Source organism: Lacisediminihabitans sp., from assembly GCF_036404185.1.
Classification (GTDB): domain Bacteria; phylum Actinomycetota; class Actinomycetes; order Actinomycetales; family Microbacteriaceae; genus Lacisediminihabitans.
Genome location: NZ_DASWPB010000162.1, coordinates 1 through 26,128 on the forward strand (window position 1 = coordinate 1; position 26,128 = coordinate 26,128).

At 69.3% G+C, this 26,128-nt stretch carries 26 protein-coding genes and 1 pseudogene; 16 read left to right on the forward strand and 11 right to left on the reverse strand.

Going from position 1 to position 26,128, the window contains the following annotated elements:
- A pseudogene (gene infB, locus VGC18_RS11530) lies at positions 1-1,477 on the forward strand (translation initiation factor IF-2); the annotation flags it as partial.
- Positions 1,478-1,541: 64 nt separating this feature from the next.
- Positions 1,542-1,985 (forward strand): 30S ribosome-binding factor RbfA, encoded by a 444-nt coding sequence (rbfA, locus tag VGC18_RS11535; RefSeq protein ID WP_331097473.1) that lies wholly within the window; start codon positions 1,542-1,544, stop codon positions 1,983-1,985.
- A 33-nt stretch (positions 1,986-2,018) separates the two neighbouring features.
- On the opposite strand, the gene VGC18_RS11540 is transcribed toward rbfA, so the two are convergent.
- Positions 2,019-3,284: an MFS transporter gene (locus VGC18_RS11540; protein ID WP_331097475.1), complete on the reverse strand. Its 1,266-nt coding sequence runs from the start codon at positions 3,282-3,284 to the stop codon at positions 2,019-2,021.
- Positions 3,285-3,347: 63 nt separating this feature from the next.
- Here VGC18_RS11540 and VGC18_RS11545 point away from each other — a divergent pair, with 63 nt between their 5' ends.
- A complete protein-coding gene (locus VGC18_RS11545) occupies positions 3,348-3,875 on the forward strand; it encodes a winged helix-turn-helix domain-containing protein (protein ID WP_331097477.1) in 528 nt (175 codons plus the stop codon).
- Positions 3,876-3,878: 3 nt separating this feature from the next.
- On the opposite strand, the gene VGC18_RS11550 is transcribed toward VGC18_RS11545, so the two are convergent.
- Entirely contained in the window at positions 3,879-4,739 is an 861-nt protein-coding gene (locus VGC18_RS11550; protein WP_331097479.1) for an Fpg/Nei family DNA glycosylase, read from the reverse strand.
- 43 nt (positions 4,740-4,782) lie between these two features.
- Positions 4,783-5,652, reverse strand: coding sequence for an A/G-specific adenine glycosylase (locus VGC18_RS11555; protein ID WP_331097481.1), 870 nt, complete (start codon positions 5,650-5,652; stop codon positions 4,783-4,785).
- A gap of 42 nt (positions 5,653-5,694) precedes the next feature.
- Between VGC18_RS11555 and VGC18_RS11560 the strand changes: the two genes are divergently transcribed.
- Complete coding sequence (locus VGC18_RS11560; protein WP_331097483.1) at positions 5,695-6,285, forward strand: hypothetical protein; 591 nt, start codon at positions 5,695-5,697, stop codon at positions 6,283-6,285.
- Between the two features lie 4 nt (positions 6,286-6,289).
- On the opposite strand, the gene VGC18_RS11565 is transcribed toward VGC18_RS11560, so the two are convergent.
- A complete protein-coding gene (locus VGC18_RS11565; RefSeq protein WP_331097485.1) occupies positions 6,290-7,270 on the reverse strand; it encodes a 2-dehydropantoate 2-reductase in 981 nt (326 codons plus the stop codon).
- Between the two features lie 9 nt (positions 7,271-7,279).
- Entirely contained in the window at positions 7,280-8,713 is a 1,434-nt protein-coding gene (locus VGC18_RS11570; protein ID WP_331097486.1) for an MFS transporter, read from the reverse strand.
- 67 nt (positions 8,714-8,780) lie between these two features.
- Here VGC18_RS11570 and VGC18_RS11575 point away from each other — a divergent pair, with 67 nt between their 5' ends.
- Genes VGC18_RS11575 through VGC18_RS11600 form a run of 6 tightly spaced genes read left to right on the forward strand, consistent with a single transcriptional unit; the run spans position 8,781 to position 13,343 of the window.
- The gene (locus tag VGC18_RS11575) at positions 8,781-9,371 is read left to right on the forward strand and encodes a TetR/AcrR family transcriptional regulator (protein WP_331097489.1); all 591 of its coding nucleotides are present in this window, start codon (positions 8,781-8,783) and stop codon (positions 9,369-9,371) included.
- The gene (truB, locus tag VGC18_RS11580; RefSeq protein WP_331097491.1) at positions 9,368-10,279 is read left to right on the forward strand and encodes a tRNA pseudouridine(55) synthase TruB; all 912 of its coding nucleotides are present in this window, start codon (positions 9,368-9,370) and stop codon (positions 10,277-10,279) included. Before VGC18_RS11575 ends, truB begins: the two co-directional genes overlap by 4 nt.
- Entirely contained in the window at positions 10,276-10,644 is a 369-nt protein-coding gene (locus tag VGC18_RS11585; protein WP_331097494.1) for a hypothetical protein, read from the forward strand. The genes truB and VGC18_RS11585 overlap by 4 nt, the downstream gene beginning before the upstream one ends.
- 10 nt (positions 10,645-10,654) lie before the next feature.
- The gene (locus VGC18_RS11590; RefSeq protein ID WP_331097496.1) at positions 10,655-11,098 is read left to right on the forward strand and encodes a hypothetical protein; all 444 of its coding nucleotides are present in this window, start codon (positions 10,655-10,657) and stop codon (positions 11,096-11,098) included.
- Between the two features lie 2 nt (positions 11,099-11,100).
- Positions 11,101-12,066: a bifunctional riboflavin kinase/FAD synthetase gene (locus tag VGC18_RS11595; RefSeq protein WP_331097498.1), complete on the forward strand. Its 966-nt coding sequence runs from the start codon at positions 11,101-11,103 to the stop codon at positions 12,064-12,066.
- Between the two features lie 23 nt (positions 12,067-12,089).
- The gene (locus tag VGC18_RS11600) at positions 12,090-13,343 is read left to right on the forward strand and encodes an MFS transporter (RefSeq protein ID WP_331097500.1); all 1,254 of its coding nucleotides are present in this window, start codon (positions 12,090-12,092) and stop codon (positions 13,341-13,343) included.
- Here the strand turns inward: VGC18_RS11600 and VGC18_RS11605 are convergent.
- On the reverse strand, positions 13,340-14,272 hold the full coding sequence (locus tag VGC18_RS11605) for an ROK family protein (RefSeq protein WP_331097502.1): 933 nt from the start codon (positions 14,270-14,272) through the stop codon (positions 13,340-13,342). The genes VGC18_RS11600 and VGC18_RS11605 overlap by 4 nt on opposite strands.
- Positions 14,269-14,580, reverse strand: a complete 312-nt coding sequence (locus tag VGC18_RS11610) for a hypothetical protein (protein ID WP_331097505.1) — start codon at positions 14,578-14,580, stop codon at positions 14,269-14,271. The genes VGC18_RS11605 and VGC18_RS11610 overlap by 4 nt, the downstream gene beginning before the upstream one ends.
- 338 nt (positions 14,581-14,918) lie before the next feature.
- Here VGC18_RS11610 and VGC18_RS11615 point away from each other — a divergent pair, with 338 nt between their 5' ends.
- The 4 genes from VGC18_RS11615 to VGC18_RS11630 all read left to right on the forward strand — a co-directional run bounded on the left by VGC18_RS11615 (position 14,919) and on the right by VGC18_RS11630 (position 19,207).
- On the forward strand, positions 14,919-15,515 hold the full coding sequence (locus VGC18_RS11615; RefSeq protein WP_331097507.1) for a GDSL-type esterase/lipase family protein: 597 nt from the start codon (positions 14,919-14,921) through the stop codon (positions 15,513-15,515).
- Positions 15,516-15,561: 46 nt separating this feature from the next.
- Positions 15,562-15,924 carry a DUF6804 family protein gene (locus VGC18_RS11620; protein ID WP_331097509.1) on the forward strand — a complete coding sequence of 121 codons (363 nt, stop codon included), beginning with the start codon at positions 15,562-15,564 and terminating at the stop codon, positions 15,922-15,924.
- 58 nt (positions 15,925-15,982) lie between these two features.
- Positions 15,983-17,464 (forward strand): FAD-dependent oxidoreductase, encoded by a 1,482-nt coding sequence (locus tag VGC18_RS11625; RefSeq protein ID WP_331097511.1) that lies wholly within the window; start codon positions 15,983-15,985, stop codon positions 17,462-17,464.
- A 123-nt stretch (positions 17,465-17,587) separates the two neighbouring features.
- Entirely contained in the window at positions 17,588-19,207 is a 1,620-nt protein-coding gene (locus VGC18_RS11630; protein ID WP_331097513.1) for a stealth family protein, read from the forward strand.
- A gap of 37 nt (positions 19,208-19,244) precedes the next feature.
- Here the strand turns inward: VGC18_RS11630 and VGC18_RS11635 are convergent, their stop codons facing one another.
- Entirely contained in the window at positions 19,245-19,427 is a 183-nt protein-coding gene (locus VGC18_RS11635; protein WP_331097515.1) for a hypothetical protein, read from the reverse strand.
- Between the two features lie 103 nt (positions 19,428-19,530).
- A complete protein-coding gene (locus VGC18_RS11640; protein WP_331097517.1) occupies positions 19,531-20,475 on the reverse strand; it encodes a phosphodiesterase in 945 nt (314 codons plus the stop codon).
- A 325-nt stretch (positions 20,476-20,800) separates the two neighbouring features.
- On the opposite strand from VGC18_RS11640, the gene VGC18_RS11645 reads away from it, so the two are divergent.
- Entirely contained in the window at positions 20,801-22,972 is a 2,172-nt protein-coding gene (locus VGC18_RS11645; RefSeq protein ID WP_331097519.1) for a DEAD/DEAH box helicase, read from the forward strand.
- Positions 22,973-22,986: 14 nt separating this feature from the next.
- Here VGC18_RS11645 and VGC18_RS11650 read toward each other — a convergent pair whose 3' ends face one another.
- Positions 22,987-24,399, reverse strand: coding sequence for a maltokinase N-terminal cap-like domain-containing protein (locus VGC18_RS11650; RefSeq protein WP_331097521.1), 1,413 nt, complete (start codon positions 24,397-24,399; stop codon positions 22,987-22,989).
- Between the two features lie 166 nt (positions 24,400-24,565).
- Between VGC18_RS11650 and VGC18_RS11655 the strand changes: the two genes are divergently transcribed.
- Complete coding sequence (locus tag VGC18_RS11655) at positions 24,566-24,970, forward strand: hypothetical protein (RefSeq protein ID WP_331097523.1); 405 nt, start codon at positions 24,566-24,568, stop codon at positions 24,968-24,970.
- A 236-nt stretch (positions 24,971-25,206) separates the two neighbouring features.
- On the opposite strand, the gene VGC18_RS11660 is transcribed toward VGC18_RS11655, so the two are convergent.
- The gene (locus VGC18_RS11660; protein WP_331097525.1) at positions 25,207-26,094 is read right to left on the reverse strand and encodes an aminodeoxychorismate lyase; all 888 of its coding nucleotides are present in this window, start codon (positions 26,092-26,094) and stop codon (positions 25,207-25,209) included.
- Positions 26,095-26,128: the final 34 nt, after the last annotated feature.

Here is a 26,128-nt window from a genome sequence, read left to right on the forward strand (position 1 = left end):
GCGCCTGCTCGACGCGATCCGCAACGCCAACGTGGTCGCCGGCGAGGCCGGCGGCATCACCCAGCACATCGGTGCGTACCAGGTGGTCACGGAGCACGAGGGCATCGAGCGCGCCATCACCTTCATCGACACACCGGGCCACGAGGCATTCACCGCCATGCGTGCCCGCGGTGCGCAGGTCACCGACATCGCGATCCTCGTCGTGGCGGCGGACGACGGCATCATGCCGCAGACCGTCGAGGCGCTGAACCACGCGCAGGCGGCGAACGTGCCGATCGTCGTGGCCGTCAACAAGATCGACAAGGAGGGGGCCAACCCCGCCAAGGTGCGCCAGCAGCTCACCGAGTTCGGTCTGGTCGCGGAGGAGTACGGCGGAGACACGATGTTCATCGACGTCTCGGCGCTCAACAAGGTCGGCATCCCCGAGCTCCTGGACGCCGTGCTGCTGACCGCGGATGCCGGGCTCGACATGCGCGCCAACCCGAACAAGGATGCCCGTGGCGTCGCCATCGAGGCGAAGCTCGACAAGGGGCGCGGCGCCGTGGCGACCGTGCTGATCCAGTCGGGAACGCTCTAGGTCGGCGACGCGATCGTCGCCGGGACGGCATACGGCCGCGTCCGTGCGATGTTCGACGAGAACGGCGCCGCCGTGCAGTTCGCGACGCCCGCCCGCCCGGTCTCGGTGCTCGGGCTCACCTCGGTTCCTCGCGCAGGCGACACCTTCCTGGTGACGGACGACGACCGCACCGCCCGGCAGATCGCCGAGAAGCGCGAGGCGGTCGAACGCAACGCGCTGCTCGCCCGCAGCCGCAAGCGGATCAGCCTGGAGGACTTCACCAAGGCCCTCGAGGACGGCAAGGTCGAGTCGCTCAACCTCATCATCAAGGGTGACGTCTCCGGTGCCGTCGAGGCGCTCGAGGAGTCGCTGCTCAAGATCGAGGTCGATGACAGCGTGCAGCTGCGCATCATCCACCGCGGTGTGGGCGCGATCACCGAGAGCGACGTCAACCTGGCCACGATCGACAACGCGATCATCATCGGGTTCAACGTCCGTCCGGACACCAAGGCTCGTGAGCGTTCCGCCCGCGAGGGTGTCGACGTGCGTTTCTACTCGGTGATCTACGCGGCCCTCGAGGACGTCGAGAACTCGCTCAAGGGAATGCTCAAGCCCGAGTTCGAAGAGGTCCAGTCCGGTGTCGCCGAGATCCGCGAGATCTTCCGCTCCTCCAAGGTCGGAAACATCGCCGGTGTCATCGTCCGCTCCGGAACGATCACGAGGAACGCCAAGGCGCGGGTCATCCGCGACGGCGTCGTGGTCGGCGACAACCTGGCCATCGAGTCGCTGCGGCGGTTCAAGGATGACGTCACCGAGGTCCGCACGGACTTCGAGGCCGGCATCGGCCTCGGTCGGTTCAACGACATCCAGATCGGCGACGAGATCGAGACGATCGAGTTGAAAGAGAAGCCGCGGGTCTGACCCGCACTCGACGGCCGGGTTCGTCATCGAACCCGGCCGTCGCCCCTCTCAAAGGAGAAACACCATGGCCGATCCGGCTCGGGCCGCCAAGATGGCGGACCGCATCAAGGTGATCGTGGCCAAGACGCTCGAGCGCGGGCTCAAGGACCCGCGCCTGGGCTTCGTCACGATCACCGACGTCAAGGTCACCGGTGACCTGCAGCACGCCTCGATCTTCTACACGGTGTACGGCACCGACGAGGAGCGCGCCGACTCGGCAGCCGCCCTGAAGTCGGCGACCGGCATGCTGCGCAGCGAGGTCGGCAAGAACATCACCGCCCGGCTCACCCCGTCGCTCGAGTTCATCGCGGACGCGGTGCCAGAGAACGCCAAGCACATCGAGGCGCTGCTCGCGGAGGCCCGCTCGCGGGACGCCGAGATCGAGGGTCTCAAGAGCTCTGCCCACTACGCCGGCGACGAGGACCCCTACGTCAAGCCGCGCGAGTTCGCGGACGACGACGAGGACTAGCGGAGGCGTCTGAGCGGTGGCCCCGCGGGTCGCTCAGCTCGGCTCGACGGTCGCCTCGCTCGGGAGCTCTCTCATCCCCAGCAGGGGCGAGAACAGAACGAAGACACAGGCCGCCGTCGAGCCGATTCCGCCGATCCAGACGGTCGCCACCACCCCGACGGCGGTGGAGAGCAGCCCGGAGACGATGCCGGCGATGGGCATGACCCCCCAGACCACAAACCGGATGGATGCGTTCATCCTGCCGAGCAGGGGCCGCGGGCAGATCCGCTGTCGGAAGGTGACCTGCGCGATGTTGTAGATCAGCACGGTGAAGCTCACCAGGAACTCGGCGATGACGAGGATGGGGACCGCCGCGTGGGGCGCGAGCGGCATGAGCCCCAACAGCAGGAGACCGAGACCCAGTCCGAGCGCGGACAACGGGATGACCGTCCCCTCGCCGATCCGGCGCGCGATCCGCGCGGAGAACAGGGCCCCGAGGAGCCCGCCGACGGCGCCGACGGACAGGGCGACTCCCCAGGCCGCCACCCCGACGTGCAGCTCGCGCAGGACGAGCACGGGAAGCATGGTCGTCGTCAGGGTGCTGAAGAAATTGCCGACGGCGGTGCACAGGACGATGCGCCGCAGAAGGGGCTCGTTGAGGACGAAGGCCATCCCCTCCCTGATCTCGGCGACCAGCGGCCGGCGCTCCGCGCGGGCCGCGCGGACCTCCTCGTCCCGGATGGTCGAGAGGACGACGAAGGAGAGCAGGTAGCTGAGCGCATCCCCGGCGATGAGGATGGCCGGCCGGACGACGGCCAGCAGGGCCCCGGAGATCGCGGGACCGCCCACCCTCGCCAGCTGCTGCGTCGTCTCCAGCCTCGAGTTCGCCTCGGCGAGGGCACCGGCCGGAACGAGCACCGGAATGTAGCTCTGATAGGCCACCTCGAAGAAGACCGTCGCGGCGCCCGCCAGGCCGGCCACGACGATGAGCTGCCAGATGTTCAGGATGCCCGCGAACCAGAGGACGGGGATGGCCAGCAGCACGATCGCCCGCGTGAGGTCGGCGAAGAGCATCACCCGCCGCTTGAGCCAGCGATCGACCCAGGCGCCGGCGGGCAGGCCGATGACCAGGAACGCCGCCGTCTCCACCGCTCCGAGCAGCCCGACCTGGAAGGAGCTGGCCGAGAGCACGCTGACCGCGAGCACCGGTATCGCCAGGTTGCTCAGCTGTGATCCGATCGCGCTGGCCGTCTGTCCGCTCCAGAGCCGGAGGAACGGGCCGTTGGCCCAGAGAGATCGTGCCGCGGTTCCGTCCGTCATCCGCCCAGTATGCCCGAGCGATTGGGAAAAGCCAATCGCTGACGGCCCGGCTAAGGTGAAGCCATGACGGACGATCCCGCGGAGGCGGAGGTCGGTGCGAACGCCGACGCCGACGCCCAGGCGCGTTCCCGCGCCCTCAGCTCGCCGCTGCGGATGAGGATCCTGCGCTACTGCCTCCACGACGCCCACTCGAATCGCGAGATCGCCGCGGAGTTCGGGCTCAATCCCGGCACCAGCCTGCATCACGTCCGTGTTCTCGTCGACACCGGCTTCCTCGTGGCCGAGCCCGCGCGCCGGGCCAGGCGGGGCGCATCCGAGATCCCGTATCGGGCGACCGGTCGTTCCTGGCGCACTCCGGTTCCGAGGATCGGACCGGTGCTGGTCGAGGCGTTCCTCGCCGACATCGAGGGTGTCGCCCCGGAGGACCTGGACATCTGGCGGCTCGGCCTGAAGCTGAACGCGGAGAGCGAACGGGAGCTGCACGACCGTTTCGGCGAGCTCCTCACGGAGTTCAAGGAGCGCGGACCGGATGCCGACGGCCGGCCGATCTCGATCATGGTCGCGATCCACCCCGAGGTGCGTAGGAGCTGAGGCCTACTTCAGCAGCCTGCTGAGCACCCGGTCGGCGAGCGGCTTGCCACCCGTCTGGCAGGTCGGACAGTACTGCAGGGTCGAGTCGGCGAAGATGACCTGGCGCACGGTGTCGCCGCAAACCGGACAGGGCTCGCCGGTGCGGCCGTGCACCCGCAGTCCGGACTTCTTCTCCCGTTTGAGCTCGGATGCGGCGAGGCCGTCCGCGCGGGCGATCGCGTCCCTCAGGGTCGCCTGCATTGTCGCGAAGAGCCGGGAGACCTCATCCGGGGCCATGGAGGCTGGCTTGAACGGGGACATCCTCGCGGCATGCAGGATCTCGTCGGAATAGGCGTTGCCGATGCCGGCGATGAGCGCCTGATTGCGCAGCACGCCCTTGATCTGCGCGCGCCCGGCGGCGGAGAGGATGCGCGCGAACGACCGTTCCGTGAAGCCCGGCTCCAGGGGATCGGGGCCGAGGCGCGCGACGCCGGGCACCTGGAGCGGGTCGGTGACGAGGTAGAGCGCAAGGCTCTTCTTGGTGCCCGCCTCCGTGATGTCGAGGCCGGATCCGCCCTCGAGGACGAGTCGCGCGGCGAGCGGCCCCTTGCCGGGACGGCCGGATGCAACGGGAGCCCCCTCGCGCCACCGGATCCAGCCGGCCCTCGCGAGATGGATCAGCAGGTGCAGGTCGCCGATGCCGATGTCGAGGAACTTGCCGTGTCTGGAGACCCCGGAGACGAATTCTCCGGCGAGGGCGGAGACGGGCGGATCGAAGGTCTTCAGCGCGGCGAAGGACACCACGTCGAGCCGTTCGACGATGCGGCCGGTCAGGCGCGCACCGAGATCGGTGACGAGAGCGTGTACTTCGGGAAGCTCTGGCACCCCACGATTATCCGCCGGACCCCCGACATCGTCGAGGGTCTCGTCAGGACGGCAGCTCGTATCCCTCGTCCGCCGATCCGACGACCAGGCCGTCCGCGACGAGGCCGGCGATGGCCCGGATCCGCTGCTCGCGGTCCGGCCAGATCCCGTCCAGCTCCACCCCGGTCACCGGCACCTCTGAGGCGCGCAATTCGGCCAGGACGAGCCCGCGCACCTGCCGGTCGGAACCCTCGAACCTCTTCTGCACGGCCCGCCGCGCGCCGACGTGGTCCGGGTAGCCTGCCAGGCGCCAGGCGCACTGCTCGGCGATCGGACAGCTCCCGCAGCGTGGGGACCTGGCGACGCAGATCACCGCACCGAGCTCCATGATCGCGGCGTTGGTCAGACGCGCCTCCTCTGGATCCTCGGGAAGCAGCGCCTCCATCGCGGGCAGATCGCGCCTCGAGGAGGGTGGTCCCGGTTCCGCCCTGCCGTCGATGGCCCTGGCGATGACCCGCCGCACGTTGGTGTCGACGACGGGATGCCGATGGCCGTAGGCGAAGGCGGCGACGGCCCGTGCGGTATAGTCCCCGACGCCAGGAAGCCTCAGCAGCTCGTCGACGTCCTCGGGAACACGGCCGCCGTGCCGCTCGGTGATGGCGACGGCCGCGGCGTGCAGGTTCAGCGCCCGCCGGGGATAGCCGAGACGATCCCACGCGCGTACGGCCTCACCGGAGGGCACCGCGGCGAGGTCGGCCGGGGTCGGCCAGCGCTCCAGCCACCATTCGAGCCGGGGGATCACCCTGGCGACGGGTGTCTGCTGCAGCATGACCTCGCTCACCAGCGTGCCCCAGGCGCTGAATCCCGGTCGCCGCCAGGGCAGGTCCCGCCCGTTCTCGGCGAACCAGTCGCCGACGGCAGGTGCGATGGTCATCTGACCACTGTAGGCATCCCCGGGCGGTTATAGGCTGGGACCATGGCCACCTGGGCACCTCAGAAGAACGACACCCTCGACGCCCTGGCGGCGGAGATCCTCAGCTTCTACGGCGTCGGCAGATCGGTGATCGCGGTCGACGGCACCTCGAACGCCGGCACCGCCGCTTTCGCCGATGGCCTCGCCGAGGCGATTGTCCGCGCCGGCCACACCGTCTTCCGTGCCTCCGAGTCCGACTTCCGGTCGCCGGAGGCGCATCCCTCCTCCGCCATCGCCTATTACGAGGGCGCCTTCGATCGCACCGGGCTGGTCGCGGGACTCGTCGAGCCGTTCCGTGCCGGCACCCCCTTCGCGCTCGCCGCGGGAGCCGAGCCGACGACGGATGCCCAGGCCGACGCTGTTCTCGTCGTTGACGGCGTGTTCCTCAACCGGCAGGAGCTCTCCGGCCTGTGGAACTACTCGATCTTCGTCGAGAAGCCGCTGGCGCCCTCGTCCGGTTCGGAGGACGGTGCGATCGAGGTCGGGGCCGACGAGGTGTACCTCGATCGGGTGCGGCCGCGCGCCGCGGCGGTGGCGATCATCGACAATCGTGACCCAGAGCATCCGCGGAGGGTGTTCGCCGACGCCTGCTAGGCGGTCAGCCGATCCTCTGCAGCACCTGCTCGGGGGAGAGGAAGTCTCCGCTGTCCTCCACCTCGTGCACCAGGGCGACGAGAGCCTCGTCGACCGGGGTCGGGACCCCCAGCTCACGGCCCGCGGCGACGACGGCGCCGTTGAGGTAGTCGATCTCGGTCGGCTGGCCGCGGCGGATGCTCTGCAGCGTCGATCCGGGATTCGGCCTCCTGCCCATCCGACGGCTCATGAGGCGCGGGACGAGCTGTCCGAGACCGGCGGGAAGCGCGGCCAGCAGCCGCAGTCTCGTGTTGCCGAGGCCCTGCATCGTCTCGAAGGTTATTCCTCTCGCGATTCCGACCCTGACGGCCTCGCGCATGCTCTCGGTCATCACCAGCCGCAGTCCGCGGTGGGAGATGACCTCCTGGGCGCTGAGACCGGTGATGGCCGGCAGGGCGTTGATGTGGTTGACAACGAGCTTGGTCCACTGCGCACCGACGAAGTTGTCGGTCGAGACCGTGGGCATGACGGGCGCGAGCAGCCGCAGGGCATAGAGGGTGGGCAGCAGTTCGCCGCCGAGGTAGGTCGCGCCGGGTGAGGTGACCGTGATCTCGCCCGGCGACAGGAAGGATGCCGCGTAGAGGGCGAGACCACCGACGACGTCGGAGCGGGGAGCCGCGCGGCCGGCGGCGCCCGGTCCCTCCAGCCCGTTCTGGATGACGACGACCGGGATGCCGGGGAGGAACGGGGCGTTGGTCAGGAGCGCGGCTTCCGCGTCTCTGGCCTTGGTGGACACGAAGGCGATATCCGGGCTCTGGCTCAGCGTCTCGCCCGCCTCCACCCTCGCGGTGTGCTCGCCCCAGGCACCGTTCAGCCGGATGCCGTCCGCCCCGATCGTCTCCAGGTGCCGGCCGCGCGCCGTGACCTCGACGGCGTGCCCCGCCCGGTCGAGAAGGGCGGCGATCGTGCCGCCGACCGCTCCAGCCCCGATGACAGCGACCCTCACCCTCGAAGCCTATCGTCCGGAGAGGGCAGAGCCTTGTCTCGTCCGACCGGAGGGGAGGAGCAACGACAGCGCGGCGGATCCCAGCAGCACAAACGCGCCGACCGTGATCGCCGGAACGGCGGCGTCGACGTATCCGGTCGGCGTCAGCTCGCCGCCCGCCCCGGTGAACACCGCCGTCAGGACGGCTATGCCGAGGGCGACCCCGATCTCCCGCAGCGTGGAATTGGTCCCGCTCGCCTTGGCCCGGTCGTCGGCGGCGATATCGGCGAGCACGGCGGTCGACGAGGGCGCGAAGACGAGCCCCATCCCGACACCGGCGAAGAGGAAGGCTCCGAGCATGTCGGTGTATCCGACATCCGCCGACATGACCCTGGCGAGCCAGAAGACCGCTATGGCCTGGAACAGGAGGCCGGTGAAGATGAGCGCCCTGGTGCCCACCCTGGGCGCGATGAGTCCCGCGAGCGGCGCGATGAGCATGGGGGCGAGCGTCCATGGCATGGTCATGATGCCCGCCTCGAGGGGCGAGTGGCCCTGGACGATCTGCAGGAACTGGATGAGGATGAAGATCGATCCGAAGATGCCGAAGCTGAAGGCGATGCCGACCACGTTGGCGATGGTGAAGCTCCTCTGCCTGAACAGCCGAAGGGGCAGCAGGGGCGCGCTGGTGTGCCTCTCCCAGAGCACGAAGGCGAGGAGGAGCACCGCCGCTCCGGTCAGGGAGCCGACCACTTCGAGGCTGTCCCAGCCCGCGGCGTTGCCGCGCACGATCGCGTAGACGAGTCCAAGCACTCCTGGTCCCGCGAGCAGCAGCCCGGTCACGTCGGCCCGCAGCCTCGCTCCCAGGCCGTTCGGGAGGGCGAGGAGCGCGAGGGGTATGCCGACGATGCCGACGGGAACGTTGATCCAGAAGATCGCCTGCCAGTTCCAACCCTCCACGACCGCTCCGCCGATGAGGGGACCGAGCGCCACCCCGAGACCGGAGATGCCGCCCCAGATGCCGATCGCGAGCGGGCGGAGTCGCTCGCCGACCGAGCCGACGAGCAGCGTGAGCGACAACGGCATGAGCGCCGCGGCCCCGATCCCCTGGATCGCGCGGGTCACGATGAGCATCCAGGGCTCCGTGCTCAGCGCGGAGAGCGCCGACGCGGCGGTGAAGACGACGATTCCGGCGACGAAGACCGTGCGCCGACCATAGCGATCGCCGAGCGCGACGGCCATGAGCATAAAGGCCGCGAAGGACAGCGTGTAGGCGTTGACAAACCACTCCAGCTCGTCGAGCCCGGCGTTCAGGTCGAGGCGGATGACGGGCAGCGCGCTGGTCATCACGAGGTTGTCGAGTGTCGCCATGAACATGGGAAGCGACGCCGCGGTGATGGCGAGCCAGACCGGGATCCTCCCGCGTGTCCTCGACCTGCGATCGACGTCCGCCTCGAGGGTGCTCATCTCTGCCTCCTTTGTTATCGACTGATTACTTAGTGTCACATTAGTTATCGACTGATACCATGTCAACATGACCGAGACGAAGACGCGGATGCACGCGGAAGACCGGCGGGAGCTCATCGTGCAGGCCGCGACCACCGTCTTCGGCGACTACGGCTACGTCGGGGCGACGACGGCGGCGGTCGCCGAAGCGGCGGGGGTGAGCCAGCCGTACGTGATCCGGATGTTCGGCACCAAGGAGCGGCTCTTCCTCGAGGTCATCGACAGTGCCCTCGACTGCCTGCTGACCGCCTTCCGGGCCGTGCTCGCGGAGGAGTCGGAGATCCCCGTCGCGAGGAGGCTCGGCATCGCCTACGTCACCCTCGCGGGCAACCGGGGTCAGCTGCTCTCCCTGATGCACGCCTTCGTGCTCGGGAAGGACCCGGTCATCGGCGAGGCGGGCAGGCGCGGGTTCATGGATGTCTACCGGTTCCTGCGTACGGAGGCCGGCTTCGATCCCGACGAGGTGCAGCGATTCCTCGCGGGTGGCATGCTGGTGAATACGATGATCGGGCTGCGAATGACGGATGACTACGACGACCCAGAGGTCCGGGAGCTGCTGCTGGCGACGTTTCCGGAGAAGCTCGACATCGTGCTCGCCCTGGCTGAGGAAGATCGGTGACCGCTGCCAGTCGCAGTGGCATCCTCCTGATCGACAAGCCGCAGGGCATCACGAGCCACGATGTCGTCGCCCGCACCCGCAAGCGGGCCGGCACCAGGAAAGTCGGCCACGCGGGCACCCTCGACCCGATGGCGACCGGCCTGCTGATCCTCGGCGTCGGCAGCTCCACCCGGCTGCTGACCTTCCTGGTCGGGCTGGACAAGGAGTATCTCGCCACCATCAGGCTGGGCGCGTCGACGACCACCGATGACGCGGAGGGCGAGACGCTGCTCTCCGCCCCAGAGGGGAGCGTCGCCGCACTCGACCGGGAGGACGTCCTCGCGGCGCTGGAACGGATGACCGGTGAGATCGACCAGGTCCCGAGCAGCGTGAGTGCCATCAAGGTCGACGGCAAGCGCGCCTACACGCTCGCGAGGGCGGGGGAGGAGGTCCGCCTCGCCTCGCGCAGGGTGACCGTCTCGGCGATCGAGGTCCTCGCCTGGCGGACGGCCGACGGTTTCCTCGACGTGGACGTGCGGGTCGAATGCTCCTCCGGCACCTACGTTCGCGCGATAGCCCGCGATCTCGGGGCGGCGCTCGGTGTCGGCGGGCACCTCACGGCCCTTCGCCGCAGCAGGATCGGACCGTTCGACCTCGCCGATGCCGCAGAGCTCGAGACCCTCGACGTCGCGGCATCGCTCCTGGCCCCGGCGGAGGTGGCCTCCAGGCTCTTCCCCGTGCTCCGGCTGAGCGCCGATCAGGCCGTCGACCTCGGCCACGGCAAACGGCTCCGCGCCGAGCGGCCGGCGGACGGCGCCGGCCCCGTCGCCGCCGTCGCGCCGGACGGCCGGCTGGTGGGGCTCGTCGAGTTCGACGACGCGGTCGCCAGACCGATCGTCAACTTCCCCGGGGACGAGGCGCAGGAGTGATCGAGTGGTTCACCTGGGCGCAGGTCGTCGTCGCTGTCCTCGCCGGTGTGCTCTGCGTGCTGATGGGGCTGCTCGGCCGCGTCCCGAACGACTACACGCTCGGTGCGACCCTGCTCGTCGAGCTGCTGCTCGTCGCCCAGCTCGTGGTCGCCATCGTCGCCCCGGCCGTCGGCAATCATCCGAGCGGGAACCTGCTCGAGTTCTACGTCTACCTGATCTCCGCTCTCCTGCTCCCGGCCGTCGGCGGATTCTGGGCGCTGATCGAGCGCAATCGGTGGAGCACCGTGATCCTCGGCGTGGTCGATCTCTCCGTGGCGGTCATGGTCTACCGGATGTATCAGATCTGGGCCCTGCAGGTGGCCTAACCTTGACCTGATGTCTACGAATACTTCTTCCCGCGCCGTCGGCGTCGGGCGTGTGCTGATCGCCGTCTACGGAATCCTTGCTCTCGCCGCGACCGGCCGCTCGGTGGTCCAGATCATCGACCGCTTCTCCGAGGCCCCGGTCGCCTTCACACTCTCCGCGCTGTCCGCCGTGGTCTACATCCTGGCGACCGTCGCGCTGCTGTCGCCAGGGCCGGTCTGGTACCGCATCGCCTGGATCACCATCGGCTTCGAGCTGCTCGGCGTCCTCGTGGTGGGGACGATGAGCCTCGCCACGCCGGCGCTCCTCGGCCTGGACAGCATCAATCCGTTCGGGCGGGAGTCCACCGTGTGGTCGGCATACGGGCTCGGGTATGTCCTGATCCCGCTCGTGCTGCCGGTGCTCGGGATGCTCTGGCTGTACCGGCGCAGACCCGCCGCCACGGAAGCGCTCTAGCGGTGCTGTTCTTCGGCTCTCTCGACGACGTGCCTGCCGACTTCGGGCCATCCGCGGTGACCATCGGCAAGTTCGACGGCCTCCACGTCGGCCATCGCCGGGTGATCGACCAGCTGAGGGCGGCCGCGGATGCGGAGGGCCTGGTCTCCACGGTCGTCACCTTCGACCGCAATCCGCTCGCCGTCCTGCACCCCGAGATCTGCCCGGTGAGCCTCTCCAGCAACGAGCAGAAGCGCGCGAGGCTCGAGAGCACGGGCATCGACGCGACCGTCATGATCGAGTTCACCCCGGAGTTCAGCAGGCTGAGCCCCGAGGACTTCGTGCACAGGGTGCTCGTGGACGGGCTGCACGCCCGGCTCGTCTACGTCGGCTCGGACTTCCGGTTCGGCCACGGGGGAGCGGGAACGGTCGACCTGCTGGTCGAGCTGGGCGCCGAGAGCGGCTACGAGGTCCGCATCATCGAACCGGTGCGCCCCGACGGCAAACGACCCATCTCGTCCACCTGGATCCGCAGCCTGCTCGCCGACGGTCTCGTCGGGGAGGCCGCAGAGCTGCTCGGGCGGCTGCCGTCCGTCCGCGGCGAGGTGGTCCGCGGCGAGCAGCGGGGCCGCGAACTCGGATATCCGACGGCCAATCTCTCTCCCTCCCTGGAGGGGTTCGTCCCCGCGGACGGCGTCTACGCCGGCTACCTGACACTCGACGGCCAGATGAAACCCGCGGCGATCTCAATCGGCAACAATCCGACCTTCGAAGGGGTCGCCGACAAGCAGGTTGAGGCCCACGTGCTGGACGAGACCATCGACCTGTACGGCAGGACGGTCGAGGTCTCCTTCGTCGAGTTCATCAGGGGCATGAGGAAGTTCCCCGACGTCCGGGAGCTCGTCGCCCAGATGAAGAGGGACGAGACCCAGATCAGGGAGATCCTCCGCCTTCCGCTCCGTCCGCCGACGACCGGTCAACCGGCCTGAGGCGGCCAGGTAGCATAAGCGGGATGCCGAACTCCCGACCCCTCAGCCTCTGGGCCGGGCGCACGATGGCGCTCCTAGGCATCCTGCTCGTCGCGCTCAACCTCCGCACCGCCGTCGCCGCGATCTCGCCGATCGTGCCGTCCATTCGGGTGGACATCCCCCTGAACTCGCTCGCGCTCGGCATCGTCGGCATGGTCCCGCCGGTCGCCTTCGCCCTCTCCGGACTCTTCGGCGCATCCCTCGCCAAGCGGCTGGGGCTGGAACGCCTGCTCGTGCTGGCGATCGTCGCCATGGTGATCGGTCACCTCCTCAGGGCGATCGCGCCGGGCTTCGTCGTGCTCCTGCTCGGCAGCGTGATCGCCCTGGTCGGCACGGGGATCGGCAACGTGCTGCTGCCTCCGCTCGTCAAGCGCTACTTCCCCGACCGGATCGGCCTGGTCAGCTCCCTGTATCTGACCGTCCTCTCGATCGGGACCGCGCTCCCCGCCGCGCTCTCGGCCCCGATCGCCGATTCGAGCGGCTGGCGCTCGTCGCTCGCGATCTGGTCGGTCGTGGCCTTCGCCAGCCTCGTCCCCTGGGCGGCCGTTCTGCTCCAGCACCGCAGGGAACTCGCCGCACTCGATGCCGAGGCCGACGAGGCGCCCGAGTTGGAGGAGCCGGAGGCCCCGCTGTCGCGCCGGATCTGGCGCTCCAGGGTGGCCTGGACGATCGCGATCGTCTTCGCCCTCTCCTCCCTCCACGCCTACGCCGCCTTCGCCTGGCTGCCGCAGATCCTCATCGACATCGCCGGTGTCCCACCCGTCGTCGCCGGCAATCTGCTCGCCCTGTTCAGCATCGTCGGCCTGCCGGCGGCGCTCATCATGCCCGTGCTGACGGTCAGGCTCAGAAACGTCGGCTGGCTCATCCAGAGCGGCATCGCGGCCTTCATCGTCGGCTACCTCGGTCTGCTGTTCGTCCCCACCGTTGCCACCTGGCTCTGGGTCGTTCTCATCGGCGCGGGTCCGCTGCTGTTCCCCGTCTGCCTGACCCTGATCAACCTGAGGACGAGGACACACGAGGGCGCCGTGGCTCTGAGCGGTTTCGCGCAGGGCATCGGCTACACGATCGCGGCGTTCGGCCCGTTGCTCGTCGGCCTGCTGCACACCGTGACCGGCGGCTGGACGGCGGCACTGGTCCTCCTGCTGGCGACGGCCATCGCCTGCATCTACACCGGTGCCAGGCTGAACAGGGTCGTGTACCTCGAGGACGAGCTGGCCGCCGTGCCGAGGGGTGTCTAGACGACCATCTCCGCGCGATGGATGAGCGCGGCCGCCCCGATGAGGGGTCCGTCGTTGGACAGGCCGCTCGGCACGATCTTCACCTTCGTCACGAAGGCGAACTGCTTGCGGCGGGCGACGGCGGTGCGCATGTGGTCGAACAGGTCGGGGGTGACGTGCGAGAAACCGCCGCCGATCGCGACGAGCTCGAGGTCGACGAGCGAGGTCGCCGAGGCGATGCCCTGTCCGATCGCCCGCCCGGAACGTTCGATGGCGGCCGCCGCGATCGGGTCGCCGTCGCGATAGCTGGCGCCGAGCTCTTCCCCCGTCGTTCCCGTCCAGCCCTGTCCGCGTGCCCAGGCGACCGTTCTGGGCCCAGAGGCGATCGCCTCGACGCATCCGATGCCGCCGCACGGGCACGGGTCGTCGAAGCCCGCGACCTCGATGTGGCCGATGTGCCCGGCGTTGCCTGTCGGGCCGGAGACGGTGTTGCCGTGCAGCACGAGGCCCCCGCCGACGCCGGTGGAGACGATCATCCCCATGACGTTGTCATAGCCGCGGCCTGCTCCGACCCAGTGCTCCGCCAGGGTGATGCACAGGCCGTCCATCCTGAGGGTCACCGGCACGTCGGGCAGCGCGGCGACGACCTGGTCGCGCAGCGGGTAGTCGCGCCAGACCGGCAGGTTGAGGGGTGAGACCCAGCCCTCGGCCTCCTCGACCGGCCCGGCGGATCCCACCCCGGCGCCGATCAGCACCGACCCCGAGGGAAGGGCGCCGAGCGTCTTGGCGATGACCTCGTCGACGGAGGCGGCGAGCTGCTGGGAGCTGCGCTGGTTGCCCGTGGGCGCGCGGAATCGACTGCTGGCGAGGACCTCGCCCTCCGGGTCGACGAGCGCGGCCTCGACCTTGGTGCCTCCGAGATCGATGGCGAGAGCGAAGCGTTCAGTCACGAGATGGTCCTTGATGCGATGAAGAGGATGACGTAATAGAAGAAGAACATGGCGACGATGCCGGCGATCGGCCAGTAGAAGCTGTAGCGCCGCAGCGAGGCGAACCAGATGAACATCGCCGTGCCGCCGAACCAGCCGACGACGGCGAGCACCTTGACCAGATTGCCGAAGACCGGATTGATGAAGCGGTCGCCCTCACCGAACATGATGAGCAGGAAGAGACCGCTGATAAGGGTCAGGATCACGCCGACGACGACGTCCAGGTATCCGAGGGCGCGGTTACGGCCCGTGCCAGGCTTCGTCGTCATGCTGACAGCCTATTGGACTCGGCAGCCCGGAATCGACGCGGCCCGGATGCCCGTGGCTCGGACAGCCCGCAGCCGCCGGTGACGTACTCTGGCCTCATGGACACAGCGACGGACGGACTCTGATGCCCGCGGGCATCGTGGTGGGAATCGTCCTCGTCGTCATCGGACTGGTCGGCGGCATCTACGGGCAGCGGCTGCGCCGCAAGGGGCGCGGACCATTCTAGTCCGAAGCGGCCGGAGCGCGCCCCCGAAAGTGTGCCTCCCTAGCGTTTAACAGCCTCCGGGGACATCATGGAGGGCGGGCGCCGTCGGTTCGCCCGAGCAGGGGAGGTCATCTCATGACTGATAAAGCTGATAAAACTGTCCTTTTTCTCGGTGACAGCATCACCGCGGGCGGCGACTGGAGCGCCTGGTTCCCCGACGTGAACACCCTCAACTTCGGTGTCCCCGGCAGCACGAGCGAAGACGTGCTGGCGAGGCTCGACACGGTGGTGGCGGCGGATCCCGACGAGATCGTCCTGCTCATCGGCACAAACGACCTTGGGCTGCGTCGAAGCGTTGAGAGTCTCGTGCGCACCGTTCAGACCATCCTCGTCGACCTCCGGCGCGAGCTGCCTGGAGCCCGGCTGCTGCTGCAGTCGATCATGCCCCGCGGCAGGGAGTTCGCCGACCGCATCCGGGAGGCCAACATCCATCTCAGGCAGTTCTCCTCGACGGTTCACGCCCAGTTCCTGGATCTCTGGCCGGCCATGGCCCTCGAGGACGGCGAGTTGAACCCGGCCTTCTCCGACGACCGGCTGCACCTGAACGAGGCCGGATACCAGGCCTGGCTCGCGGAGCTGCGACCGGGGCTGGAGCGCCTGCGCGAGGAGCCGCCGATGACGAGGCCGATGCAGGCGATCAACATCGACGAGTACGCCCGTCCCGGCTCCTGAATCGCCACGGGCCGCGGCCTCGCCCGGTGCAGGACAGAATAGGGCCATGACGTCTTATCCGACCCCCGAGTTCCGCCGCCCGGCCCTGGCCCCAGGCATTCTCGGCGCCATCGTCCTCCTGGCGGGCCTCGCGCTCCTCGACAACGCGGGAGGGTACCTGTTCATCCGTTTCGGGGTCGCGATCCTCGCCCTCATCGTGTGCGTGTTCTCCTACCAGGCGCGCGCGTGGTGGTGGGTGGTCGGTCTCGCGGCGGTCGCCGTGCTGTGGAACCCCGTGGTCCCCTTCGAGTTCCACGGGCAGCTCTGGGTGGCTCTCCAGTTCGTGGCCGCGCTCGTTTTCGTCGTCGCAGGCATCCTCGTCCGGGTGCGGAATCCCGAGGACAAGAACCGGCGTCCGGCCAGGCGCTGACGGGGCGTCGACCTCGGCTCGTGCACGGAGTACGGTTCCGGGAAAGGGAAGGGTTGTCATGACGTCACTGTGGCTGGACCGGTCCGCACCGGTCGACTCCGATCCGTTCGAGGACGAGGTCGAGTACGACCTGGCCATCGCCGGCGCCGGACTGACGGGCCTGGTCACCGGCCTGCTCTTCGCCAGGGCGGGGATGCGCGTTGTCATCCTCGAGGCCCGTGCGGTCGGCGCCGCCGCTACCGGCAACACGACGGCGAAGCTGAGCCTGTTGCAGGGCAGTCACCTCTCCGAGATGCTGCGGCACACCAGCCTCGCGACCGCCAGGGCGTACGTGGACGGCAACAGGGAGGGCCAGTCCTGGCTGCTGCGCTACTGCGAGGACCATGACGTCCCCGTGCAACGGAGAACGGCCTTCAGCTACGCGTCGACCCCCGGGGGTGTCGAACGGGTCACCGAGGAATATCGCGCGGGTCTCTCGCTCGGCCTCGACGTCACCCGCGAGGCCTCTCTGGACGTGCCGTTCCCCGCCTACGGAGCCGTCGCGCTCGTCGATCAGGCCCAGTTCGACCCCATGGCAGTCCTGCGGCAGCTCGCGGCCGACTTCCGGGGTCACGGCGGTCGCCTGGTGCAGGGGGTCAGAGTCCTCCGGGTCAGGCCGGGCAGCCCGAGCACCGTGACGACCACCCGAGGAGCCGTCTACGCCGAGAAGGTGGTGCTCGCCACCGGGACGCCGTTCATGGACAGGGGGTTGTACTTCGCCAAGCAGGAGGCGCACCGGTCCTACGCCCTGGCCTTCCGGGTCCCAGGGGCGCTGCCGGACGGCATGTATCTCTCCGTCGACTCCCCGACCAGGTCGGTGCGAACGACACCGGTCGACGGGGAAGAGCGACTGCTCGTCGGCGGCAACGGTCATCCGGTCGGACGGCACCCCTCCCCGCTGTCGCTCGTCGAGGACCTGACCCGGTGGACGCGGGAGTATTTCCCCGGCGCTGAGCGCACCCACTCGTGGTCTGCCCAGGACTATCGCCCGGCGGGGCGCGTGCCGTTCACCGGCTGGCTGCCGCGCAGCAGGGGGCACGTCTTCTTCGCCAGCGGCTACGACAAGTGGGGGATGACCAATGCCGTCGCCTCGAGCCTGACCCTCGCGGCCGACATCCTCGGCGGCAACCTTCCCTGGGCGAGGAAGCTGCACCGCAGGGTGACCACCCCCGCGGACGTCGGTTCCTTCCTCGGGGCGAACGCGGCGGTCGGCGTCGCGGCGGTCAGGGGATACCTCGGCGCGTGGTCAACGCCCAGGCCGTCGTCGGCGCCCGCGGAGGGACACGGGCTCGTCAGCCACGATCGGCTCAGGCCCGTGGGGCTCTCCACGGCCGACGGTGTGAGCTGCACCGTCTCGGCGATGTGCCCGCACCTCGGCGGGGTGCTCGCCTGGAACGACGCGGAACTGTCCTGGGACTGTCCCCTGCACGGCTCGCGATTCTCCGCGGAGGGGCGCCTGCTCGACGGGCCGGCCACGCGCGACCTGCGTCGGCTGGCCTAGACGGAGCAGCTCCAACCGGGCACGCCGCTCGCGCCCAGCCTGCGGCGCTAAAATGTCGGGCAGCTTAGTGGTCCGTCCGAGCGCGTCGTCGGCGGACCGGGCTCGAGAGATTGGGCCAGGATCATGACCGATATGCATCAGCCGGCCGTCGCCGTGCCGACGTCCCCCCTGTTCGCCCGCACCGATCTGGTGCCGAGCAAGGGAAGGCTCGCCGTCGTCAACACGCGACTGACCCCCGCGGAGGCCACGGCCGAGGACCTCCTGTTCCTCCGCGGGGTGCTCGATGCGGCGTCCATCGACTTCCTGCTCGTCCGCGGTGACGACAACCGACCGGTGATCGCCGTCGACAGGAGGCAGCGCAAGGCCCTCCGTGCCGCCCTCGCGGTGGCCTGCGCCGAGGAGCCCTTCTACGCCAAGCCGGCGGACGGCTCGGACGGGGCGACCGTCCTGCTCGCCGACGGGCGTCTCGCCGCGGAGAAGGGTGTGCGCGCGTTTGTGCTGTTCCGCCCGCGGATCACCCTCGACGGAGCGCTGCGGTACGGCGCGCGCTTCGGGGTGCGGGTCGAGCTCTGGGACTACGAGCCGGAACTCATCACGGCGCCGTCCCCGAACTCGCTCATGCGGATGGTGCTGCCTCGCACCGAGGCCGTCGAGGACACCGTCGAGCTCCACGGCCTCAGCTGGCCCACCCTGAAGGGGATGTTCGATCCGCAGGCGCGGGACATCGACTTCGACGTCGACATCGTCTTCTCCTGGGTGGATGGCGCCGCGATCGAATGGCAGCGCGCCAGGGCCCGTCGCATGGAGAGCTACGTCGTCGGCGAGGGCGACGACTCCCAGGCCAGGTTCCGTCAGCTCGACGAGCTCAAGTACGCGCTGCGCTCCGTGTATCTCTTCGCACCCTGGGTGCGCAACGTCTACATCGTCACCGACTCGCCCCGGCCGTCCTGGCTGACCGACCATCCCAGGATCACCATCGTTCCCAGCGAGGATTTCTTCTCCGACCCCTCGGTGCTGCCGACTCACAACTCCCACGCCGTCGAGAGCCAGCTGCGGAACATCCCGGGGCTCAGCGAGCACTTCCTCTACTCCAACGACGACATGTTCTTCGGGCGGCCCGTGGATCCGGAGCTGTTCTTCTCTCCCGGCGGGGTGACCAAGTTCATCGAGGCGGACATCCGCATCGGGATGGGGGAGAGCAACCTCGAGCGAAGCGGCTTCGAGAACGCGGCGAGAGTCAACCGTCGTCTGCTCAAAGAGCGCTTCGGGCGCACGATCACCCGTCATCTCGAGCACGCGGCCGTGCCGCTGCGCAGGTCGGTGCTCGAGGATCTCGAGGCGGAGTTCCCGGAGGAGTTCGCCCGCACGCAGGCGAGCACCTTCCGTGCGGCCACGGACATCTCCGTCACCAACTCGCTCTATCACTACTACGCGTGGCTCACCGGGCGGGCCGTGCGGCAGACCGATGCGCGGGTGCGTTATGTGGACACGACCATGCGCTCCGGCCTCACCGACATGAAGAAGCTGCTCTCACGACGGAACGTCGACATGTTCTGCCTCAACGACGGCAGCTTCCCCGAGCTGACCATGGAGGAGCGCGCCGTCGCGGTGCGTTCCTTCCTGGAGTCCTACTTCCCGATCGCGGCGCCGTGGGAGACCGCGGAGAGCCGGGCGGAGACGGATGCCTCGGCCACGGAGCGTCTCGCCGGCGGAATCGAGTGGAACGCGGGCCAGGGTCGCTGAGGACGCCGGCATCCCCTGGCGGTCACGGTTCGTCCGGTCAGGGCTCGCGGGGGCCGTCGCCCTCTCGCGCCTCCGGATCGTCGGCGTCGACCTCGACCCGCTCCTCCGGATCGATCGTCGTCGGCGCATCCAGTTCCGGCTCGTCGTCGAGGTCCACCTCGCGCTCGCCGTCGGGGTCGATCGGGCGCCACTCGGCGTCATGATCGGATTCGTGAGCCATCTCTTCTGCCCTCCATCGATCGATCGGAAGCGCCCTTCCGGCGCTATTCCATCCTCGTCGGCCGGTGACGGCGGATCAAGGCCTCGTCATCCGGCGCGAGCCGTCAGACGGTGGCCAGCTCCCTCGTCGGCGGATGCAGCTCGTCGTCCGGGGTCATGGGTGCGGTGGCACTGAGCGGGATGACGACCCCGTTCTCGGCGAGGATGGCGGCGGTCTCCTGAGCCGTGACGTAGGAGACCGGCGCGTACTGCCCGATCGGCACGACGGAGTGGAGCACCGTGGTGTCGTAGACGTGGACGAGGTTGAACGACTGGGCGCCGTCCCGCCCGCGTGTCCCGCCAACGGGGACGTTGAGGTCCTGTGTGTAGCAGGTGGCCGAGGCGACGGAGACGGGGATGCCGGCGAAGGTCGCGGTCGTGGAGTAGTGGAGGTGGCCGGCGATGATGCTGCGCACGTCGGAGCCGCGGAGGACCTCCGCCAGGCCGCCCTGATCGCGCAACTCGACGAGGATGGCGAGGTCGAGCACACTCGGCACCGGCGGATGGTGCATGGCGAGGATGGTGCCGTGCGGGGCGGGGATGGACAGCTCCTCGGCGAGCCAGTCGAGCTGGGCTCCGGTGACCTCGCCGTAGTGGTGCCCTGGGACGGTGGAGTCGAGGGCGATGATGCGCAGGCCGTTCAGCCAGTGCACCCGATCGATGGGGGCGGGCGTCGGATGCTGGCCGAGCAGCTCCTGCCTGAAGGAGCCGCGATCGTCGTGGTTGCCCATGACCCAGATCACCTCTGCGCCCATCCTCGCCGCGACCGGTTCGACGATCGCGCGGAGCTTGGCATAGGCCTCGGGGGAGCCGCGATCGGCGAGATCGCCGGTGAAGACCATCGCCTCCGGGTGTGCCCCTGACGACTCGAGCTCGGTGAACAGGGAGCGCAGATGCGACTCGCTGTCGACGGAACCGTACAGCGGATCGTCCCCCTCCACGAAATGGGTGTCGCTGAAATGGAGGATGAAATGGTCGGGACGAGGAAACTGGGCCGTATAACCGGGCATTGGTCAATCACACCACTCCAAGCTGGCCGCAGGGTGAACAGCAGGCGGCGATCCGTGTATCGCTCTCGGCGATGTCTGCGTGCGGGAAGGGCCGATTCGGCATAAACTGTCTGCAGCACCCGCCCAGCCCGTTCATCGTCTCGACCTCGGTATCCAGTACTCCTCGATACCGGGATGCTCGACCCAAGGCTGGTCGTTTCGGCACCGAGAACCGGGTTCCTCGACGGACGAGGGACATGGCCGTGGTCGTTCCGGTGCTGAGGGAAGCGGTCCCGCCGAAAATTCGGGGCCGGTCAATAGCAGTGCCAGAAGATTCGGGAGAAGCATGGCTCGGTCCGGCCAAGGACAATCGGGGCAGGGTAGGGCGCCTGCGCGCAAGCAGTCGTCCGCGCGCAAGCCGGCCCAGCGCCAATCGCCGCGCCGTTCGCGGGGCACCGACGATGCCGGGGTGATCCCGGTGCTCGCCCGTGCCGTGCGCGAGGTCGAGGCAGCCGCGGAGCGCGGCAAGGTGGGACCGAGCAATCGCACCAAGTTCCAGGTGATCGCACTGCTCATGCGCGAGGAACGGGCCAGGGCGAAGGCCGACAGGGAGATCACCGAGCCGGAACGGATCGAGCTGCTCAAGCGCCTCGACGGCGTGGCGACCATTCTCGCCAAGACGGCGGCACGGGACACCTCGCTGATCCAGCTGCTCGCCGAGGAGACGGCGGTGACGGATGCGGCGCGCACCCTGAGAAGGGACATGCTCATCGCCGCGGGGGTCGAGCTCTCGCCGGACGAGCTCATCATCGTCAAGGAGCCGGAACCTGTCCCCGCCTCCGCCGAGCGGCAGGTGGTCCCCCAGTCGGTGATCGCCAGGCAGCTGTCGAATCCGTTTCTCGCCCCCGACTTCAGCCAGGTCGCCAGAGCGAAGCCGGTCGCCAGGCGTCTGGCCAACTGGGAACTGCTCGAACCGCTGTTCCGAGCCTTCGAATACGGTTCGGGCGGCAACGTCGCCAGCATGGAGCTCCCGGAGCCGACGGCGGCGGACCGCAGGGTCCCTGACGGACTCGAGCTGTTCACCCATCAGGCGGAGTTCGTCGCGAGCGCGAGGGAGGGCCACCGGAGCTATCTGCTCGCCGATGAGCCTGGACTCGGCAAGACCGCGCAGGCGCTTCTCGCCGCGCAGGTCACCAACTCCTACCCGCTGCTCGTCGTCGTGCCCAACGTCGTCAAGATGAACTGGGCCCGCGAGGTCGAGCTGTGGACTCCGCACAGGACGGCCACGGTCATCCAGGGCTCCGGCGAGAACCTGGATGCCTTCGCCGACGTCGTCATCGTCAACTACGACGTGCTCGACCGGCACGTCGGCTGGCTCGGGACACTCGGTTTCAAGGGCATGGTCGTCGACGAGGCGCACTTCATCAAGAACCGGGAGTCGCAGCGCTCCAAACACGTGCTCGCCCTCGCCCAGAGCATCCGCGCCAGGTCGCCCAGGGCGCTCATGATCGCGCTGACCGGCACACCGCTCATCAACACCATCGAGGACTTCCGGGCGATCTGGCAGTTCCTCGGCTGGATCGACGGCGAGAAGCCGACCGCCGAGCTGATGGAGCGGCTGGAGGACAACGGCCTCACGCCGGCGGACTTCGGCTTCTTCGCCGAGGCGAGACAGACCGTGATCGACATGGGCATCGTGCGGCGCAAGAAGATCGACGTCGCCTCTGACCTGCCGAGCAAGCGCATCGCCGACCTTCCCGTCGAGCTGGACGACGACATCGGGCGCTCAATCAGGCAGGCGGAGCACGAGCTCGGCATCCGCCTGTTGTCCAGGTACCGGGCGCTGCTCAACGCCCGCTCGGAGGCCCCGGACATCCCGCATCCCGAGCTGGTGCGTCTGGTCGCCAGGGCGGAGCTGGAGGAGTCGAAGGCCGCCAAGACCGGAGAGAACGTCTTCACGATGGTGCGCAAGATCGGCCAGGCGAAGGCCGTGCTGGCCGCCGACTACACCGCGCAGCTGGCCCGTTCCGTCGGCAAGGTGGTGTTCTTTGCCAAGCACATCGACGTCATGGATGCCGCGGAGGAGACGCTCGCCAAGCGCGGGCTCAGGACCGTCTCGATCAGGGGCGACCAGTCGGCCACGTTCCGCCAGTCGCAGGTCGACGCCTTCAACAACGATCCGGAGGTCTCCGTCGTGGTTGCCTCGCTGACCGCGGCAGGGGTCGGGCTGAATCTGCAGGCCGCATCGAACGTCGTGCTCGCCGAGCTCAGCTGGACCAGCGCGGAGCAGACCCAGGCGATCGACCGTGTGCACCGCATCGGACAGGCCGAGCCGGTCACGGCCTGGCGCATCATCGCCTCGCAGACCATCGACGCCAAGATCGCGGAGCTCATCGACAGCAAGGCCGGTCTTGCCGCCCGTGCCCTCGACGGCGACGATTCCGAGATCGCCGCGGAGTCGAGCGTGCAGCTCGACGCCCTTGTCCACCTGCTCGAGCGGGCGATCGAGGAGGGTTAGCCGGAGCGATCGGGTCAGTCGCCCGGCGTGCGCTCGATGAGCCGGGCGATGGCGTCGACCGGGATGGACAACCAGTCCGGCCGGTTGCGGACCTCGTACACCGCCTCGTAGAGGGCCTTGTCGATCTCGAAGGCGTCGAGCAGGGCGTCGTGGGACCGTGGATCGCGGCCGGAGCCCGCGGCGTAGCCGTCGAGGAAGGCCTGGCGGCACACGGATGCCCACTCCGTCGCCGCGCCGGGTCCGCCAGAGGTGCTGGAGCGGGCGGCGTAGTCGAAGGATCGCAGCATCCCCGCGACGTCCCGCAGCGGGATGTCGAGCGCGGAGCGTTCCCGCATCGGCCGGAGCGGTTCGCCCTCGAAGTCCAGCACGACCCATCCCCGGTCGGGGACGGCAAGTACCTGGCCGAGGTGGAAGTCGCCGTGGATGCGTTGCAGCGCGGGCCACGGGCTGGTCTGTGCCCTGAGGTAGACGTCCTGCAGCGCCTCCCGATGGCGGAGGAGGGACGGCACCTCCGCGGCGGCGAGCTCGAAGCGCTGCCGCATGGTCGCGATGACGGTGGCGATGTCGGCCGGGGTCGTCGCCCTGGAGGGCAGCACCCTGGCGAGGGTCGCGTGCATCGCGGCGGTGGTCTCGCCGAGCGACCTGGCTCGCTCGCCGAAGTCCTCACCGGTCTCGACCGCGTGCAGGGCGACCCGCCAGGCGTCCTCCACCCCCGGCAGGAACTCCTCGGCGAAGGCGAGGTGTCCGGTGGCGAGCCCGTGCAGCTTGCCGGTATCCCGCCACTGGCCGGTGACGTGCCCGACGGAGCGCGGGGCCACCGTCGAGCCGGCTGCGCCGAGTGCCGCGGTGATCACCACGTCGGGGTTCTCCCCGTCGTGCAGGGCCCGGAAGACCTTGCAGATGACGGGGAAGGCCTGGCCGCCGCCGGCGTCTGCCATCGTGTAGACGATCGAGGTATTGGACTGCTCGCCGCCGAGGACGTGGGAGGAGACCATCCTGACGCCCTCTCGCGGGCGATCACGATGGCCCCTGGCGACGATGCGGTCCCCGCCGGCACGCACCTCGCCCTCCTCGAGGATCAGCTCGAGCAGGGTTCGCGCGTAGGCCGGGTCGTGCGGGCCGTCGTAGACCCATCGCCTCCGGTCGCCGTCGCCGATGACCGCGACGAGGGAAGACTCCGCGCCCTCCAGCGGGGCCGTCCGCTCGGTGAGCGGCACCTGATAGAGCTGGGGGTGCTCCGCGCCGTCGAGCACCAGCTGCAGGCGCACGAGGACCCCATCGGGCGTCTCGGCGAGGAGGAACGCCCCCAGGGACTCGAATCGGGGGGTCCTGGACTTGCCCGCGTACCAGCGCTGGCCGGTCATCCAGGCGCCGAGGTACCCGGGCATCTCGTCGACCGGATGCCCGCCCATGACCACCTCGTCCACGATCGCCTCCAGCGGTGAGCGACACCGGTCGCCCGTTGCAACGATACGGGAGCGAACCGCGCCCGGTCACCCCTTGACAGGGAAGGGGACCGCTGCCGGATCGCGCTGCCTGCCTCGCCTCGTCGGCGTCCACGACGCATCCAGCTCCCGCGACGATAATGGCCGGATGATCTCCCGCAGCATCGCCCTGGAACTCCAGCAGTCGGGTGTCCGGTGGTCGCCGGCCTCCGGCGACGCCTTCGTCATCAACCGGGAGGGCTTCGAGGGGGACGTCTTCGTCGTCAGCGACATGACGATCGAGTCCCATGAGTTCGAGACCGGCACGATCCTGGGCTTCAACGGGACGACGGAATGGGCGCTCGACTCCGTTGCCCTCGAGCAGGCGCTCTGGCTGCCGCACGAACATCAGTTGCGCGAGCTTCTCCGCGGCGCGTTCCGCTCGTTGACGCGAACCGGCAGCGGTTTCCGGGTCGAGTTCGTCGTCGCGGGCCGGGACACCTTCGTGGAGGAGGCCGACGCGAGCGACGCCTACGCGACCGCCGTCCTCGCGCTGGTCCGCGCGGCCGTCTAGCCCGCCCACCCCGCCGTCCGGCGGCCGCCCGCCAGCGGGCCGGCGCCCACGCCGGCACCCGGCCGCCGCCGCCCTGCCCTGTGATCGCCTGTCACGAAGTGTCGGCTGAACGCCGGCGGCGAGCAGTTCGTGACAGGCGATCACGGGGCCGGCGGCCGCTGCCGGGGCCGGCAGCGGCCGCTGTGGCGGTGGCAGCAGAGGGCAGGGCGCAGAGGGGGCGGCGGGGCGGCGGCCGTCTAGCCGAGCTCGAGCAGGTAGGAGTTGATTCCGGCGGACAGCTCAGCGTCGACGGGGAACTCCTCGCCGTCGAGCTCCCTCACCGGCGCGGCCAGCCGCACGCTCGACACCAGCCAGATCGCCTCCGCCCGGCGCAGCTCGGCGGGTCTCACCTGCGCATACCCGGTCTCGAAGCCGCGCCCCTCCGCGTAGCGGAAGATGCTCGCCTGGGTCGTGCCGTCGAGGATGCCCAGGCCGGTGCCGGGGGTCAACAGCCGGTTGCCGAGACGGTAGAGCACCGTCGAGGTCGGCCCCTCGAGCACAAAGCCGTCGCTCGAGACGAAGATGACGTCATCGGCCCCCCGGCTCGCCGCCTCCCGGAGCACCGATCGGTTGACCGCATAGCTGAGCGTCTTCGCCCCCGCGAGCAGCCACGGCGAGGTCCGTTCCACATCGTGACGGTAGCCGCGGTCGAGAGTGATGACACGGATGCCCTCCCTGCGCACCCCGCCGTAGTCGGGGGAGCGGCTCGCGTGCACCCAGCCGGTCGGACGCCCGTCTCCCTCCACTCCGCGGGTCATCACGGTCTTCACCGAGGCCTCCTCGACGGATCCGAGTTCCTCGATCGCCGCCAGGATGGCCGAGCGCCAGGCCTCGACGTCCGGTGCGGGCAGGGCGAGCTTGGCCGCGGACGCCGCGAACCGTCTCAGATGGTGGTCGAGCGCCATCGGCCTGCCGTGCACGACGCTGATGGTCTCGAAGATGCCGTCTCCGCGGGTGAGGCCGAGATCCAGGGGGCGGACGAGCGGGGCGGCCGGGTCGGCCGCCTCGAAGGGCCGTGCGCCCTGGATGTGCGGCGGGGCATCCGCGGATGGCTGGTTGAGGACGACGAGAACCTGTTCTGGCATGCTCCCATTCTGCTGCTCGCGGGCGCAGGCAGGC